General features: G+C 67.6%; 15 protein-coding genes. 8 read left to right on the forward strand and 7 right to left on the reverse strand.

All coding sequences use genetic code 11. The features are described 5' to 3' along the window. Positions 1-38 precede the first annotated feature (38 nt). Entirely contained in the window at positions 39-815 is a 777-nt protein-coding gene (locus tag QUE68_RS09425; protein ID WP_286275490.1) for a TIM barrel protein, read from the reverse strand. A gap of 172 nt (positions 816-987) precedes the next feature. On the opposite strand from QUE68_RS09425, the gene QUE68_RS09430 reads away from it, so the two are divergent. Beyond that, positions 988-1,149 carry a hypothetical protein gene (locus tag QUE68_RS09430; RefSeq protein ID WP_286275491.1) on the forward strand — a complete coding sequence of 54 codons (162 nt, stop codon included), beginning with the start codon at positions 988-990 and terminating at the stop codon, positions 1,147-1,149. A gap of 7 nt (positions 1,150-1,156) precedes the next feature. Here QUE68_RS09430 and QUE68_RS09435 read toward each other — a convergent pair whose 3' ends face one another. From QUE68_RS09435 to QUE68_RS09455, 5 genes are all read right to left on the reverse strand, one after another. Beyond that, entirely contained in the window at positions 1,157-1,825 is a 669-nt protein-coding gene (locus QUE68_RS09435; RefSeq protein WP_286275492.1) for an MmpS family transport accessory protein, read from the reverse strand. A gap of 119 nt (positions 1,826-1,944) precedes the next feature. Beyond that, the gene (locus QUE68_RS09440; protein WP_286275493.1) at positions 1,945-2,943 is read right to left on the reverse strand and encodes a Gfo/Idh/MocA family protein; all 999 of its coding nucleotides are present in this window, start codon (positions 2,941-2,943) and stop codon (positions 1,945-1,947) included. After that, positions 2,940-3,809, reverse strand: a complete 870-nt coding sequence (locus QUE68_RS09445; protein WP_286275494.1) for a sugar phosphate isomerase/epimerase family protein — start codon at positions 3,807-3,809, stop codon at positions 2,940-2,942. Before QUE68_RS09445 ends, QUE68_RS09440 begins: the two co-directional genes overlap by 4 nt. Before the next feature lie 35 nt (positions 3,810-3,844). Beyond that, positions 3,845-4,864, reverse strand: a complete 1,020-nt coding sequence (locus QUE68_RS09450) for a Gfo/Idh/MocA family protein (protein ID WP_286275495.1) — start codon at positions 4,862-4,864, stop codon at positions 3,845-3,847. Next, positions 4,861-6,024 (reverse strand): phytanoyl-CoA dioxygenase family protein, encoded by a 1,164-nt coding sequence (locus QUE68_RS09455; protein WP_286275496.1) that lies wholly within the window; start codon positions 6,022-6,024, stop codon positions 4,861-4,863. The genes QUE68_RS09450 and QUE68_RS09455 overlap by 4 nt, the downstream gene beginning before the upstream one ends. A 140-nt stretch (positions 6,025-6,164) precedes the next feature. Here QUE68_RS09455 and QUE68_RS09460 point away from each other — a divergent pair, with 140 nt between their 5' ends. The 7 genes from QUE68_RS09460 (at position 6,165) to QUE68_RS09490 (ending at position 14,049) form a co-directional block, all read left to right on the forward strand. Beyond that, positions 6,165-7,181: a LacI family DNA-binding transcriptional regulator gene (locus tag QUE68_RS09460; RefSeq protein WP_284225743.1), complete on the forward strand. Its 1,017-nt coding sequence runs from the start codon at positions 6,165-6,167 to the stop codon at positions 7,179-7,181. 89 nt (positions 7,182-7,270) lie between these two features. Beyond that, positions 7,271-8,119, forward strand: coding sequence for a PfkB family carbohydrate kinase (locus tag QUE68_RS09465; protein WP_454786242.1), 849 nt, complete (start codon positions 7,271-7,273; stop codon positions 8,117-8,119). Positions 8,120-8,475: 356 nt separating this feature from the next. Next, positions 8,476-10,425, forward strand: coding sequence for a 2-oxoacid:acceptor oxidoreductase subunit alpha (locus QUE68_RS09470; RefSeq protein WP_284225744.1), 1,950 nt, complete (start codon positions 8,476-8,478; stop codon positions 10,423-10,425). Continuing rightward, complete coding sequence (locus tag QUE68_RS09475) at positions 10,422-11,489, forward strand: 2-oxoacid:ferredoxin oxidoreductase subunit beta (RefSeq protein WP_284225745.1); 1,068 nt, start codon at positions 10,422-10,424, stop codon at positions 11,487-11,489. Before QUE68_RS09470 ends, QUE68_RS09475 begins: the two co-directional genes overlap by 4 nt. Before the next feature lie 70 nt (positions 11,490-11,559). Further along, entirely contained in the window at positions 11,560-12,069 is a 510-nt protein-coding gene (mobA, locus tag QUE68_RS09480) for a molybdenum cofactor guanylyltransferase (protein ID WP_286275785.1), read from the forward strand. Positions 12,070-12,971: 902 nt separating this feature from the next. Then, the gene (locus tag QUE68_RS09485) at positions 12,972-13,307 is read left to right on the forward strand and encodes a transglycosylase family protein (RefSeq protein ID WP_284225747.1); all 336 of its coding nucleotides are present in this window, start codon (positions 12,972-12,974) and stop codon (positions 13,305-13,307) included. A gap of 226 nt (positions 13,308-13,533) precedes the next feature. Beyond that, positions 13,534-14,049 (forward strand): transglycosylase family protein, encoded by a 516-nt coding sequence (locus QUE68_RS09490; RefSeq protein WP_284225748.1) that lies wholly within the window; start codon positions 13,534-13,536, stop codon positions 14,047-14,049. On the opposite strand, the gene QUE68_RS09495 is transcribed toward QUE68_RS09490, so the two are convergent. Then, positions 14,040-15,206: an FAD-dependent oxidoreductase gene (locus QUE68_RS09495; protein WP_286275497.1), complete on the reverse strand. Its 1,167-nt coding sequence runs from the start codon at positions 15,204-15,206 to the stop codon at positions 14,040-14,042. The two genes, QUE68_RS09490 and QUE68_RS09495, sit on opposite strands and share 10 nt — an antisense overlap. Positions 15,207-15,284: the final 78 nt, after the last annotated feature.

Below are 15,284 nucleotides of genomic sequence, written 5' to 3' on the forward strand. Positions count from 1 at the left end.
ACTGAAACTACCGCGCCGCTCTGACGCACCGTCCGCAGCTAGACGGTGAACGCCGCCCGGAACGCCTCCAGCGCATCGACGTCGTCGCCCGAAGCGTAGCCCTCCAAACCAACGGTGCCGCGATAACCCATGTCGTGCAGTGCCTTTGCGACAGCGGGGTAGTAGATCTCGCCCGTTCCCGGTTGGCACCTGCCCGGCACGTCCGCGACCTGAATCTCGCCGATGGCGGGCCCGCAGCGGCGGACCAGCTCGATGAGGTTCCCCTCGCCGATCTGGGCGTGGTAGAGGTCGAGCATCATCTTGACGTGGGGGTGTCCCACTCCTTCGATCAGCGCGAGGACGTCCTTGGCCCGTGCCAGCGGTACGCCCGGGTGGTCGACGATCGTGTTGAGGTTCTCGACGACGAACGTCACACCCGACGACGCGCCCAGTTCACCCAGCTTCTCGAGTGTCCGCACCGCGGTGGTCCACATCGCCCCCGTCGCGCGAAGTCGAGGACGCGCAGGTAGGCCGTCGACCAGCTCGGCCGTGTGCAGGTTCAGGCGCGTCACGCCAAGTGTCTCGGCGGCCTTGACGCTCAACTCGGCGGTGCGAACGACCTCGTCGGCGGTCTGCGGGTCGATCAGGTCGCCATGGAGGTAGCCGGTCATCGAGGTAAACGTCGCACCGGTGGCGGCGAGGGCGTCGAGGTCCTTGTCGTGCCAGCTCCAGATCTCGGCGGCAAAGCCCAGATCGTGGATCCGCCTGACCCGCTCGACGATCGGCAGGTCGGTGAACACCATCTCGGCGCTGACCGCCAGTTCGAACTCACTCATACGCGTCAGTCTCGTGGAGATCTGCACCGGTTTCAACAGCGAAAACGCGGCAAAAACCCCTCATCGGGACATCGGCGAAACCGCCCACGTTGGTCGCCCATTCACCGGGACGACGCCGGATGGTGGCGCGCGCCACCATGCTCGATGTCCGGTTGCGCGGCACAATCGACACGTGGACATCGATCGCGAACGAGCGGCGCGCACGTCGGCCTGGCGTGACCCGTTGAGCCTGTCCTTCCGCGCACACCGCCAGGTGCTGCTGCTGCGCCTGCGCTGGCACGAACGCTCCACGGCGACGCGACCGCCGACCAGGCGCAGCAGGCGGCGGCCCTAGCGCCTGGTCAGTTGAAGGTGAAGATGCAGTGCGCGTCGCCGCCGACCGGCTGCTCCACGACGACCGTGCCATCTACCTTGATCCGGCAGCCCGGAGCCGTGTCGCCCCTAGCGACGGCGACGACCTGCAGCATGTCCTCGTCGGCCGTGACGTTCATGGTGCGTGACCACGGGATCTTGGTGTGGTCGGGCACCAATGGGCCCCCCGGATCGGTGTCGATGCTGAACACCTCGCCGGACCCGGTGACCTCGAAGACGACCGAGTGCCCGCTCGGGCCGTCGGCGGGCTTCTGCGTCACTGAACCGGGCTGGTTCGCTTGCTTGCGGGACGCGGCTGCTGCGTTGTCGGCCAACGTCGCAGACCGGACCGCAGGGGTGACGCAGATGGTGTCGCCGTCGAACGCCTCACGCCAGACGTAGCCCTGTGAGCAGGACTCTGGTCCGGAGGCTTGGCTGGGGTCCTTGTTGGCGCCGGCGTTGGCGTTCTGCGCTGCGATCTGGCCCCGGGTCGCGGGCGTGACGCAGACGGTGTCGCCGCTCCTCGCCTCGCGCCACACGAAGCCGTTGACGCAGGTGTCCGGACCATAGGGGAGTGGATCGGCGAACACCGGCGCCGGGAGGACGACGGCGAGGATGCCGAGTGTTGCGGATAGTGGAAGGGCTGACATGGCTCTCATCGGGGTTCCTTCGTGCGGGTTGGAGTGCTGCGAACACCGCAACCCTGGCCCGATGTGCACGCGCTCGGCGCGAGTAGTCGACTACCCGAAAACAGCGGAGGTTGCCACGGTTCGCCTCGTCAACGCGGTTGCATGCGCGCCGCGCGGTACGCGTCGTCCACGAAGGCCATGTTGGCCACCGCGTCGGCGATGCCGAACGGCAGTGCGGCGCCATGTTGCACGTGTGCGGCGAAGGCCTCGAGCTGGTACGTGTAGGACGCCCGGGTGCCGAGGTGTTCGACGGTGGTGCCGTCGGGTGTGTCGACCGTCAGACGGTCGTCGCTGCTCGGGCTGATGAAGTCGTGCACCACGACCTGACCCTTGGCGCCCGCGATGCGGATCGTGAACGAACGGTGATCGGCCACCATCGAATTGGCGGCGAGGCCCGTGGCGCCACCGGGGAAACCGATCTCGACGTCACACCAGGCGTCCACTCCCGGAGTGCGCTGCTCGGCGTGCGCGCGCACGACGGACGGCCGCCCCTCGATCCCGGGTGGGGCGAGGCGCCCCAGCGAGCGCATGACGTGCAGTCCGTAGCAGCCCAGGTCCATCAGGGCACCGCCTGCCAGATCGAGGGACCAGCGGGGGTCGTCGTCGGCGGGTGGCGGCATCGCCATCCGCACCTCGACGTGGGTGATCTCGCCGATGGTGCCGTCGGTGGCGAGTTCGAAGGCCCGCTTGGTGACGGGATGGAAGAAGTAGTGAAAGCCCTCGAGCACGCTCACGCCGGATGCACCGGCGGCCTCGGCGACGCGACGCGCCTCGGATTCGTTGCGTGCGAAGGGCTTTTCGCTGAGCACCGGCTTGCCCGCGGCGATCGCCGCAAGGTTCCACGGCGCGTGCAGCGAGTTGGCCAACGGGTTGTAGACGACGTCGACTTCGGCGTCGTCGATGACCTCCTGATAGCCGTCCAGCACCCGCTCCACGCCGTATCTCTCGGCGAATGCCTCGGCACGCGACCGGTCCCGCGCCGCTACCGCCACCAGTCGGTGGCCGAGGTCGGCTGCGGGGCCGACGAAGGCCGCTTCGGCGATTCGCGACGCGCCGAGAACTCCGATGCGGAGGGGCTCGAAGCTCATGCGGTGACGGAGCGAAGGTAGGCGACGCTGGCGAGCACATCGCGAACCGGACCTTCGCCGGTCGGCTCACCGTCGAGAATCGTGTCCTGCTCCAAGACGAACCACCCGTCGAAACCATTGTCCCGCAACACCGAGACGATCCCGGCGATGTCGACGTCACCGGTGCCGAGCGGGGTGTACATTCCTGCCTTCACGGCCTCGGTGTACGTCAGCTCACCGGACTGCACCTTCGCCGCCAACGCCGCGTCCACGTCCTTGAGGTGAGTGTGGGCGATGCGATTCGGGACGGCCTTGGCGAGCTCGAGCGGATCGGTGCCACCGATGAGCAAGTGCCCGGTGTCGAGACACAGCGGAATTGACGAGCCGTTGAGCACCCGGTCCACCTCGGAGCGAGTCTCGACAAGAGTGCCGACGTGTGGATGGAGCACGGCCAGCAGACCCCGGTCCGCGACGATGGCCGCCAGCCGGTCGAGGTTGGCCAGCAGCGTTGCCCACTGGGCCTCGTCGAGGACTGGGCGAGAGTCGTAGCCGTCGGATCCGGTGGTTGCGGCGAGCACGACGACACCGGCTCCCGCGGCGATGAGCGACTCGAGTGGACCGGCGAGGTCGTCGGCGGGGTCATGGTCGTCCTTGAACAGCACGGCTGGGACGAATCCGCCGACACACGTCAGATCCTTTTCGTGCAGAACCGATTTCAGTTCGTCGGTGCTGGTTGGCAGGAAGCCCTCGGGGCCTAGCTCGGTAGCGGTGAGCCCCGCGCCACGCATCTCGGTCAACACGCGGTCGGGGTCTAATTGATGGCCCCAACCGGGCACCTCGCAGACGCCCCACGAGATGGGTGCACCGGCAATGCGAATGGCGCTCATTCCCCTTCCCGACTCGCTTCGCTCCTGCCCGCCGCTCATGCGTTGCGCACTTCGTCGATGCGCACCGGGAGGCCCCGGCGGAGGGACTCGGTGGCGGCCTCGGCGAGGTAGGCCACCTCGACGGCATCGGCGACGGTGGCGCCCAGGATCGGGCCGCCCTTGGCGACCTCGACGAACGCAGCCAATTCGATCCGGAATGCATCGGTGAAGCGGTCCATGAAGAAGTGGTGCGGGGGTCCGGCGGGGAAGTCCTCCGCAGATCCGAAGCGCGGATCGGTGTTTCGCACCGGAACGCCCTGATCCCAGCCGGCGGCGACGCTGTCGTCGAATCCGTGGACCTCCAGGCGGCAGTCGTAGCCGCGGGCGTTGTACCTGGCGGCCGAGACGAGACCCATTGCGCCACCATCGAACGTGACGATGGCGGCGGCGGTGTCGACGTCGTCGTACTCGGCGAACAGCGGGTCACCCTGGACGGTTCCGGTGGCGTACACCTCGACGGCGCGCTGTCCGGTGATCCAGTTCAGCACGTCGAAGTCGTGCACGGCGCAGTCGCGGAAGATGCCACCCGATCCCTTGATGTAGGCCATCGGCGGGGGAGCGGGGTCCATCGTCGTGCTGCGCACCGTGTGCAAGGTGCCGAGCGAGCCGTCGTCGACCGCGCGCTTGGCCGCCGCGAATGCCGCGTCGAACCGGCGCTGGTAGCCGACCTGGACCGGCACCCCGGACGTGAGGATCACCTCGGCGACGCGCGCACTCTCGGCGGCCGTGGCGGCGATGGGCTTCTCGCAGAAGGTCGGGATGCCGCGTTCGACCGCGGCCAGGGTCAGCTCCGCGTGGGCGGGGGTGGCGGCGGCCACGACGACTCCGTCGACGCCGGAGGACAGCAGCTCCTCCACCGTCGCGACGAATTTGACGCCGTGCTTGGCGGCGACGGCCTCGGCCACGTCGGTGCGCTCGTCGGTGATCACCAACCCATCGAGACCGTCTAGGGCACTGAGGGTTTCGGTGTGGAAGGCGCCGATGCGGCCCAATCCGATGACGCCGAGGGTGGTCATGGGTTTCTCCTTGTCGTGTGGTTCGCGAGTGCGATGTCTAGTGCGTCGGGGGTGAGTCCGTCCGCCAGGGCGGCGAGGACGGTGTCGACCTGGCTCGGCGGCGCCAGGCTGCCGATGGGTTGGTCGTGGTCGAGGTTGGTGGGGAAGGCGTAACCCTCTGCCGTCGCGTTCACGGCGTTGCGGATCTCGCGGTCCGAGCGTCCGGCGGCCTGCATCGCCTGGAGGGCGGGATAGATGGCCCGCACCATCGCCGTGCGGTCCAGCGATTCCATGGCCCGCCCGAACGGCGATGAGACCTGCAACAGGTTCGCCATCCGGCGGATGTCGGTCGAGGTGTTGACGCCCGCGCCGTGCATGAGGGCGGGGTTGAAGAACACCGCGTCGCCCGTGCGCAGCGGTACCTGCACCTGCACCGTGGCGAAGAAGTCGATGAACTCTTTGCGGTAGAACGCGATGTAGCCGCCCACGAACTTCTGCGAATGGGGCAGCAGCATCGTCGGCCCACTCTCCACTGGCATGTCGGAGTGCGCGACGGCGCCCTGCAGGGTTAGGGCCGCCGACATGCGGTGCATGTGCGCCGGGTAGGCCGTCAGCTGGTCCTCGTCGACGAAGCCGAGGTGGTAGTCGCGGTGCGGAACCTGAGCGGCGCCACCGGGATTGACGACGTTGACCTGCGACGTGACCTGGTAGCGGGGACCCAGCCAGGCCTGGCAGACCAGCGCCAGCGCGTCGTTCGAGTAGTACTCCGCGAACACCTCCGGGGCGCGCAACGCAAGCTTCTGCGCGGCATTCCAGACCCGGTCGTTGGCGCCGGCCTTGCCAAAGTGGTCGCCGGCGGCGGCGCCCGTCGCGAGCTGCTCCTCGATGATCGCGGTGAACGCGGCGCTGGCCCGGTCAACGGTGTCGTGATCGAACGCGTCCTCGAACACCACGACACCGGGTCCGTCGGCAAGCGCGTGGATCAACTCCGTCTGCAGCGCGTGCCGGTCGGCGCCCGAGACGGTCCGCGCGGAGTAGACGAGGGCGCCCAGGCGAACGTCGCTGGCGAGCGGATAGTCGGCGAGATGGGTGTCAGCCGAGACGAGGGTGCGGAAGTCATCGAGATCGCAATCCCGCGCTTCGATCCACGCGCGGTGCGTATGTGAGATCGGCGCGGCCATGCCCGTTAGTCTTGTTGTGACTTGCGCCGCAATCAACACCAAAAAACCGTCAAAATAACCTCACCTCCGGGCGATTTCGGCGCGTTAACGTTCGGCCAGCGATCGTTTTCGCGCCGAAATCGCGAGAGGGAAGGAGGGGCATGCCGCACCGGTACAAGGTCCGCGAGATCGCACAGCAGTCGGGCCTGAGCGAGGCGACGGTGGATCGCGTGCTCAACGATCGCCCCGGCGTGCGGGAGAACACCCGCGCCGAGGTCGCCCAGGCGATCGACGACCTCGACAAGCAGCGAGCACAACTGCGACTCAACGGCCGCCGCTTCTTGATCGACGTCGTCATGCAGACCCCGCAACGGTTCTCCGATGCCTTCCGCGCCGCCGTCGAGGCCGAACTGCCCGCCTTCGCACCCGCGATGCTGCGGGCGCGGTTCCATCTGTGGGAATCGGGTTCCACCCGGCAGATGGCCGACGCATTGTCGAAGATCCGCGGCAGCCACGGCGTCGTGCTCAAGGCGCAGGACGCCCCCGAGGTGGCCGAGGCCGTCGACCGACTCGTGGGTGCGGGCGTACCCGTCGTGACCTATACCACCGACGTGCCCACCAGCGCCCGCTGCGCCTACGTAGGCATCGACAACCATGGTGCGGGCGTCACCGCCGCGTACCTGATGGATCAGTGGCTGGGCGCGGCGCCGTCAACCGTTCTGATCACGCTGAGCGGCACCGTGTTCCGCGGTGAGGGTGAGCGCGAGGTCGGCTTCCGCTCGGCGCTGCGGGGCTCCGGCCGGGAGGTCATCCGAGACGTCGTCGAGGTGAGCGACAGCGACGGCATCGATGCGACCACCGAGCGACTGGTGCTCGATGCGCTCGAACGGCACCCGTCCGTCGAGGCCGTCTACTCGCCGGGCGGCGGCAACACCGCGACCGTCGCCGCGTTCGAGAAGATCGGACGGGTCTGCAGGGTCTTCATCGCCCACGACCTCGACGCCGACAACCGCCGGCTGCTGCGTGACGGACGGATTTCGGTGGTCCTGCACAACGACCTGCGGGCCGACGCGCGCCTGGCCATGCGGCAGATCCTGCAGCGCCACGGCGCCCTGCCCGCGGAGGCGGTGCGACCCACGCCCATCCAGGTGATCACCCCCTTCAACCTGCCCGCCTGAGCATCAGGTCGTCGATTCGCGACCTCGCCGGATACCATTTCGCCTCACGGCGACTCCGGCGCGCCGACCGACAGCAGGAGACTCGAACGGTGCGGCCAGGGCTCGTCAATGGTGTGACCGTGCTCGGCAACCTCGCGATTGACGTCATCGACGGGGCGGCGCCGAGCCCGGGTGGCTGCGCGTCGTTCGCCGGTGTGGCCCTGGAGCATGCCGGCGGGTCCGGCCAGATCGTGGCGATGGGCGCCCCGCAGGACCACCAGTTGTTCGCGGGCGTGCTCGAACGGTTCGGTGCCCTCGTCAGGATCATCGACTCGGACCGGACGGCGGGGTTCCGGCTGGATTACGTCGACGTCGACCACCGGGCGATGTCGGTCGCAGCACTCGGACCCATCTGGGGTGCACCGCAGATCGAGGCCGCCGACCCGCAGACCACCTGGGTGCACCTGGCCCCGCTGCTGCGGGCGGACTTCCCCGCGAGCACGCTGGCGCTGCTGGCGGAACGCGGGCATCGCGTCGCCTACGACGGCCAGGGGCTGGTCCGCGCTGACCAGCTGGGTCCGCTCGTCGTGGACCGGGACTACCCGCACAGCCTGTTGCGGGACCTCAGCGTTCTCAAGCTGGCCGAGGACGAAGCCGTGATCGTGGCCGACGGCGAGTTCGACGAGGCGACGGCCGAACGGCTCGGCGTGCCGGAGATCCTGGTGACGCTGGGCTCGGAGGGCTGCGACATCTACACCGACGGCGCCGTCGTGCGGGTACCCGCCGCGTGGCGGGTCACGGGCGTCCAGGCGACGGGCGCGGGGGACATGTTCACGGCCTGTTACGTCGCCAACCGGGCGGCCGGGGCCGAACCCGTGGCGGCAGCCGAACGGGCCAGCGAACTCGTCGCGCGCGAGCTTCAGAAGCGCGTGACGATCACCTCACCCGACCGGGTATAGGCGCAGCTACCGGCGCGGCAGTCGACACGTGTCAACTCGCGGTCCGCGAGCGCTGGCCGCTCGCCTACCGGCCGGTAGCTTGGTTCTTGGTATTTGTGCCCCAGCGAACGTGATGAAGACCACAAATCCGGTGATCGTTCATCGCCGCTACGTCGTTGATCTGCGCGTTTGAAAGCACTTAACATGCAGGACACGCGGCCGCGCGGTAAAGGACACCCTAAGGCCAGTGCAATAATCGGTACTGCCAGTGACAGATAAGGACAGGTTGCCGTCCATCAGGTGGCGCGGGCGCGAGAAGCGCCCTCCTGCGACACGGATTCACCCCGCAACCTCGTGATGCGTGAAAGGCAGGGGTCGTGACGTTGAGCGGCAGCGAAGCCGGGACCAATTCCACCCCGCAGAAGCTCGAAAAGGTCGTGATCCGGTTCGCGGGCGACTCGGGTGACGGCATGCAGCTGACGGGCGACCGGTTCACCACCGAGGCCGCACTCTTCGGCAACGACCTTGCTACCCAACCGAATTACCCCGCCGAGATCCGCGCACCACAGGGCACGCTGCCCGGTGTGTCGTCGTTCCAGATCCAGATCGCCGACTTCGACATCCTCACCGCGGGCGACCGTCCCGACGTGCTCGTCGCCATGAATCCGGCCGCACTCAAGGCCAACGTGGGCGACCTGCCGCGTGGCGGTCTGGTCATCGCCAACTCCGACGAGTTCACCAAGCGCAACCTGGCGAAGGTCGGCTACGACTCGAACCCGCTGGAGACCGACGAGCTCTCCGACTACGTCGTGCAGGCCGTGCCGATGACCACGCTGACGCTGGGAGCCGTCGAAGAGATCGGTGCCTCGAAGAAGGACGGTTCGCGAGCCAAGAACATGTTCGCGCTCGGACTGCTGTCGTGGATGTACAGCCGCGAGCTCCAGCACAGCGAGAGATTCATCCGCGAGAAGTTCGCCCGCAAGCCCGAGATCGCCGAAGCCAACGTCCTCGCGCTGAAGGCCGGCTGGAACTACGGCGAGACCACCGAGGCGTTCGGCACCACCTACGAAGTGGCACCCGCCAAGCTGAAGTCCGGTGAGTACCGCCAGATCTCCGGCAACACCGCGCTGGCGTACGGCATCGTCGTCGCCGGTCAGCTGGCCGATACGCGGGTGATGCTCGGCAGCTACCCGATCACCCCGGCGTCGGACATCTTGCACGAGCTGTCCAAGCACAAGAACTTCAACGTGCTCACCTTCCAGGCGGAGGACGAGATCGCCGGTATCGGCGCGGCCCTCGGGGCGTCCTACGGCGGCGCGCTCGGCGTCACCAGTACCTCGGGTCCCGGCGTGGCCCTCAAGGCGGAGGCGATCGGCCTCGGCGTGATGGCCGAACTCCCGCTGCTCGTCGTCGACGTCCAGCGTGGCGGACCGTCCACCGGCCTGCCGACCAAGACCGAGCAGGCGGACCTGCTGCAGGCGCTGTACGGGCGCAACGGTGAATCGCCGGTGGCGGTGCTCGCACCGCAGTCGCCGTCGGACTGCTTCGAGATCGCCGTCGAGGCGGCCCGGATCGCCCTGACCTACCGCACGCCCGTGATCCTGCTGTCGGACGGCGCAATCGCCAACGGCTCGGAGCCGTGGCGCATCCCGGACGTCACTGATTCGTCCACGTTCGCACCGATCGACCACACCTTCGCCAAGCCGGACGAGCCCTTCCAGCCGTACGCCCGCGACCCCGAGACGCTGGCGCGCCAGTTCGCGGTTCCCGGCACGCCGGGCCTGGAGCACCGCATCGGCGGTCTCGAATCGGCCAACGGCTCGGGCAACATCTCCTACGAGCCCAAGAACCATGACCTGATGGTCCGTCTGCGCCAGGCCAAGATCGACGGCATCACCGTTCCCGATCTGGTGGTCGACGATCCGAGTGGTGCGGCGGAGCTCCTCATCGTGGGCTGGGGCAGCTCTTACGGCCCGATCGGCGAAGCGTGCCGACGCGCCCGGCGCCAGGGCATCAAGGTCGCGCACGCCCAGATCCGCCACCTCAACCCGCTGCCCGCCAACGTCGGCGACGTCCTGCGGAGTTACTCCAACGTGGTCGTGCCGGAGATGAACCTGGGACAGCTCGCCTTGCTGCTGCGGGGCAAGTTCCTCGTCGACATCCAGTCGGTGACGAAGGTGGAAGGCATGGCGTTCCTCGCCGAGGAGGTGGAGGGCATCATCGAATCCGCCCTCGACGGGACGCTGCGCGAAAAGGAAAGTGACAAGGCCAAGTTCGCCCGGTTGGCAGCCGCCACCGTGGAGACGGGCGTAGGAGCGGAACAATGACTGACCTAATCGGTACCGACCTGGGTCTCACGAAGGTCAGCGGCGTGCCGACGACCAACGAGCCGCAGAAGTCCAAGGACTTCGCCAGCGACCAGGAGGTGCGTTGGTGCCCGGGTTGCGGTGACTACGTCATCCTCAACACCATCCGCAGCTTCCTGCCCGAGCTTGGGCTCAAGCGCGAGAACATGGTGTTCGTCAGCGGTATCGGCTGCTCCAGCCGGTTCCCCTACTACCTCGAGACCTACGGCCTGCACTCCATCCACGGACGCGCCCCGACCTTCGCGACCGGCCTCGCGCTGGCCCGCGACGACCTGTCGGTCTGGGTCGTCACCGGTGACGGCGACGCGTTGTCCATTGGCGGCAACCACCTGATCCACGCCCTGCGGCGAAACGTGAACATCACGATTCTGCTGTTCAACAACCGCATCTACGGTCTGACCAAGGGCCAGTACTCACCGACCTCCGAAGTCGGCAAGGTCACGAAGTCGACGCCGATGGGTTCGCTGGACTACCCCTTCAACCCGGTGTCGCTGGCGCTGGGCGCGGAGGCGTCGTTCGTCGGTCGCGCGTTGGATTCGGACAAGAAGGGCCTGACCGAGGTGCTGCGGGCCGCGGCCAGCCACCGCGGCGCTGCGCTCGTCGAGATCATGCAGGACTGCCCGATCTTCAACGACGGTTCCTTCGACGCGCTGCGCAAGGAGGGCTCCGAGGAGCGGTTGATCAGTGTGTCTCACGGTCAGCCGATCACGTTCGGGATCGACGGCGAGTACTGCGTGGTGAAGTCCGGGTTCGGCCTCGAGGTCGCCAAGACCGCCGATGTGTCCGTCGACGAGATCGTCCTGCACGACGCGACCACTCAGGATCCGGCCTACGCGTTCGCGCTGTCGCGGTTGAGTGAGCAGAACCTCGAACACACCGTCATGGGTATCTTCCGTCAGGTGAGTCGGCCGACCTACGACGAGATGGCGCACGATCAGGTGACCTCTGCGAGGGAATCCAAGCCCCATGACACCGAAGCTCTGCAATCCTTGCTTCGTGGCAAGGACACCTGGAACGTCGAATAGCAGCGAGGTTCTCGAAACCTCCACCGCTCCGCTGGCAGCCATCGTGCTGGCGGGTGGTGCCTCCCGGCGCATGGGCCGAGACAAGGCGATGCTCGAATTCTCCGGGCGGACGTTCGTCGAGCAGATCGTCGCGACGCTGGCCGGCCGCTGCGCGCCCGTCTTCGTCGTGGCTGCGCCGGGGCAGCCGCTGCCTGCCCTCGACGCCGAGGTGCTGCGCGACGACGTCCGTGGTGTCGGCCCACTGCTGGCGACGGCCAGGGGATTGCGAGCCGCAGCCGACGCCGGCGTGGAACGGGCCTTCGTCTCCGCCGTCGACATGCCCTACCTGACCGCTGATCTGATCGACCTGCTGGTCGGTCCCTCGGTGCGGTTGGGGGCCGACGTGGTGTTGCCATGGGACGGGCGCGATCACTATCTGGCCGGCGTCTACCGCACCGATCTCGCGTCCCGCGCCGAGGAACTGGTCGCTGCGGGGGAGCGCAGCATGCGTGCCCTGGTGGATGCCGTCGACACGCAGCGCATCGTATTGCCGGAACAGCGCTCGCTCACCAACGTGAACGCGCCCTCCGACTGGGGTTAGTCGCAGCAAACGGCCGCTGTCATCGTCGCTCGACGCCAGTCGACGGGTGACCGGCAAGTCGACGCCAACGAGACGGTATCGACCTTCGAACATGCTGTCGCACAGCTGATCTCATCGGTGCCGATGGGGGGATCTCGGAGATGCGGACAGCGAAAACGGTTTTCACGCGGCGCCATGCTCCTGGGCCGGCGACAGCACCAAATCTGTGAGCCAATCAGTCAAAGTCATTGCGGGACAACAACGTGCGTCGACTGCCGCAGATCCTCCACTTGCAACTCGGTTTGCCGCCACCGCGGCGTGCCATCGATGAAGCGTTGTAGGACAACACGTGTCATTCAGGGCGACCGGGACGGCCCCGTCGGCTGCGCGTAGCAACTTGCGGTCGGTGAACGGTGCCGGTGGTCAATATTGCTGTCAGAGAACCGAACTCAGTTAAGGATGTGGCGCATGTGGTCACTCCATCGTGGGTCGGATCACATTTTAACCGTGAGATGGCTCACCATGGCGCGGGCTAGCCGCACCCTCGATTCGCCAGCTGAATACCCGGGATGACCTGGGTAAACAGTGAACGACGGCACCGTTATCCGTCCGTTACCAAATCGCGACTTACCCATTTCGGCATGTGACTTTCCTGAGAAGGGTTTGTACCTTCCATATGACTCCTCAACCGGAGCAAACAATTAAAACCACGAACCTGCGTGTGAGTGGGGCGGCCACCGGCCCGGCAACTGATCCGGAGTCGGGGCTGCCGTCGGGCGATGCGCCCGACGTGGTCTGTCTGGCCACCCGCTGCCGTACCCGACCGAGACGGTGCGGCCCAAAACTCTCCCGTCTGCTCTTGCAGGCTTCACGCCCGCCTATGCGCGGGTGTCCTTGGTGCGCGCTTGGCGAAAGGATCGACATTGAAGAACATCCGCAGAACCTGTGGTCTGGCCACCATCGCCGGGGCGCTCGTCGTGGCCCCGATGGTTTCGACGGTGATGGGCGCCGGCATCGCTCATGCGGACGGTGGCGTGAACTGGGATGCCGTTGCGGCCTGCGAGTCGGGCGGCAACTGGAGCACCGCGACCGGGAACGGTTACTACGGCGGCCTGCAGTTCGCGATGGGCACCTGGCGAGCCAACGGTGGCAGCGGCTCGCCGCACCACGCGAGCAAGGAAGAGCAGATCCGCGTTGCCAACAACGTGTTGAAGTCTCAGGGCATCGGCGCATGGCCGGTGTGTGGCCGACGCGGCTGATTTCCTCAGACTCAGAGAGAACGGCGCCGGGCGACACGCCCGAGCGCCGTTTTCTCTTTCACCCCTTCTACCTCAGCATTCCCTTGATTCCGTCACGCCCCGATAAAGAACTTTCGTCGCTTGTGTAACACGTGAGATCGATCACCCGAATTACCGGTTGACCGCGTCAATTTTCTCAGGAGTAGCCGCGGTCCTCGTGTCAACCGGTCGGGGAAGGACCGCACTCATGAAGATCAACGGCATCGCCAAGACCATCGCCGGCAGCGTCAAGCTGATCGTGCTCACCGGCGCCTTCGCCATCCTCGCGATGGCCATGGCGACCGGTATGTCGACGGGCACCGCGCACGCCGACTCGATGAACTGGGATGCCGTGGCCAAGTGTGAGTCGGGCGGCAACTGGGCCGCCAACACCGGCAACGGTAATTACGGCGGACTCCAGTTCAAGCCGGCCACCTGGAGCTCGCACGGCGGCGTCGGATCGCCCGCGACGGCCTCACGTGAGGAGCAGATCCGCGTGGCCGAGAACGTCCTGGTCAGCCAAGGCCCCGGCGCATGGCCGACATGCGGCGCCAAGGGCGGCACTCCGACGATCTGGAACGCCTCGACGACGACCGCCCCGACAGCGCCGGCCGCGACCGGCTGCCAGGCGATGCCGACCAAGGGACTGCTCGGCTTCATCAACCCCCGCCAGATGTGCACCGCCTTCCTCAACCCGCTGGGCGCCCTGACCGTTCAGCGCTGACGCCGCGGCACCTCGGGCAACGCGAAGGCCGAGCGCCCGGCGACCGACGCCAGATGGCGCATCAAGACCACCTCCGGCACGAGTGACGAGGCCCGTACGGCTGCCGCCCCCAGCAGGGCGGGTCGCGCGTTGACGACCCGGCCCACGATCCGCGACTCCCGCGCCAGTGCACGCGTCCGCGGCTTCCGAAACTCCGCGTAGCGGGCGAAGGCTGCGGACAGATCGTCACCCGAGGCGACGCAGTGCGCCAGGACGGCGGCGTCCTCCAAGCCCTGACAACCGCCCTGGCCCAGGTGCGGCCTCATCGGATGGGCGGCATCACCCACCAGCACGACGGGTCCGCGGGACCATCGTCGAGCCGCCTCGCGGTCGTACAGGTCGTTGCGCAACACGTCGTCGGGTTGAGTGGCGGCCAAGAGGGCGGGGATGGGATCGGCCCAGCGGCCGTACTTCGTCCGGAGGTGGGCCAACTCGCCGTCGGGGGAGGCGGTGCCCTCGGGCCGGCGTTCGGTGCCGAACCAGTAGGTGTGGGAGGGGCCGAGCGGTACGTGACCGAACTCGGTTCCGGTGCCGACGGTCTCGCCGGCCAACTGAGGATCGAGGGCGTACTCGGCGACTCCCCGCCATGCGGTGTAGCCCGCGTAGCGGTGGCGCAATGCGCCATTGAGATGGCGTGCCACCATCGACCCCACGCCGTCCGCGCCGACGACGGCCGCCGCCTCGCGTGTGCTCCCGTCCGTCAGGGTGACCCGGACCCCGGCGGCGGTGACCACGAGTTCGCTTGCTGCCAAACCGGTTTCGATGGTGCCCGGCACCAGCGCCTCGGTCAGGAGTTTCGTCAGCGTGGAGCGGCGCACCACCACCAGCGGCTCGCCGAGCGCCGTGACGATGCGTTCGGCTTCCGGACGGCGGAGCCATGCGCCGTCGGACCACCGCATGGCCCCCGCTGCGACCCGGCCACCCGAGGCGCGGACGGCGTCGCCGAGGCCGATCTCGTCCAGCGCGGCCAACGCGTTGGGCCAGAGGCTGATTCCCGCGCCCGACGAGGTGTCCGCCCGCTCCTCGACGATGGTCACCCGATGCTGGCGGCGTTGCAGGGCCACCGCGGTCGCCAACCCCGCGATGCCCGCCCCGACGACGAGGATTTCTGACGTCACCACACGACGCTAGCGTCGCCACCGGTGACCCGGGTTTCACACCCGCGAAACGCATCTGTGGTTTCCTCGGAGGAGATT

Origin of the sequence: Mycolicibacterium sp. TUM20985 (assembly GCF_030295745.1) — a bacterium.
Taxonomy (GTDB): Bacteria; Actinomycetota; Actinomycetes; order Mycobacteriales; family Mycobacteriaceae; genus Mycobacterium.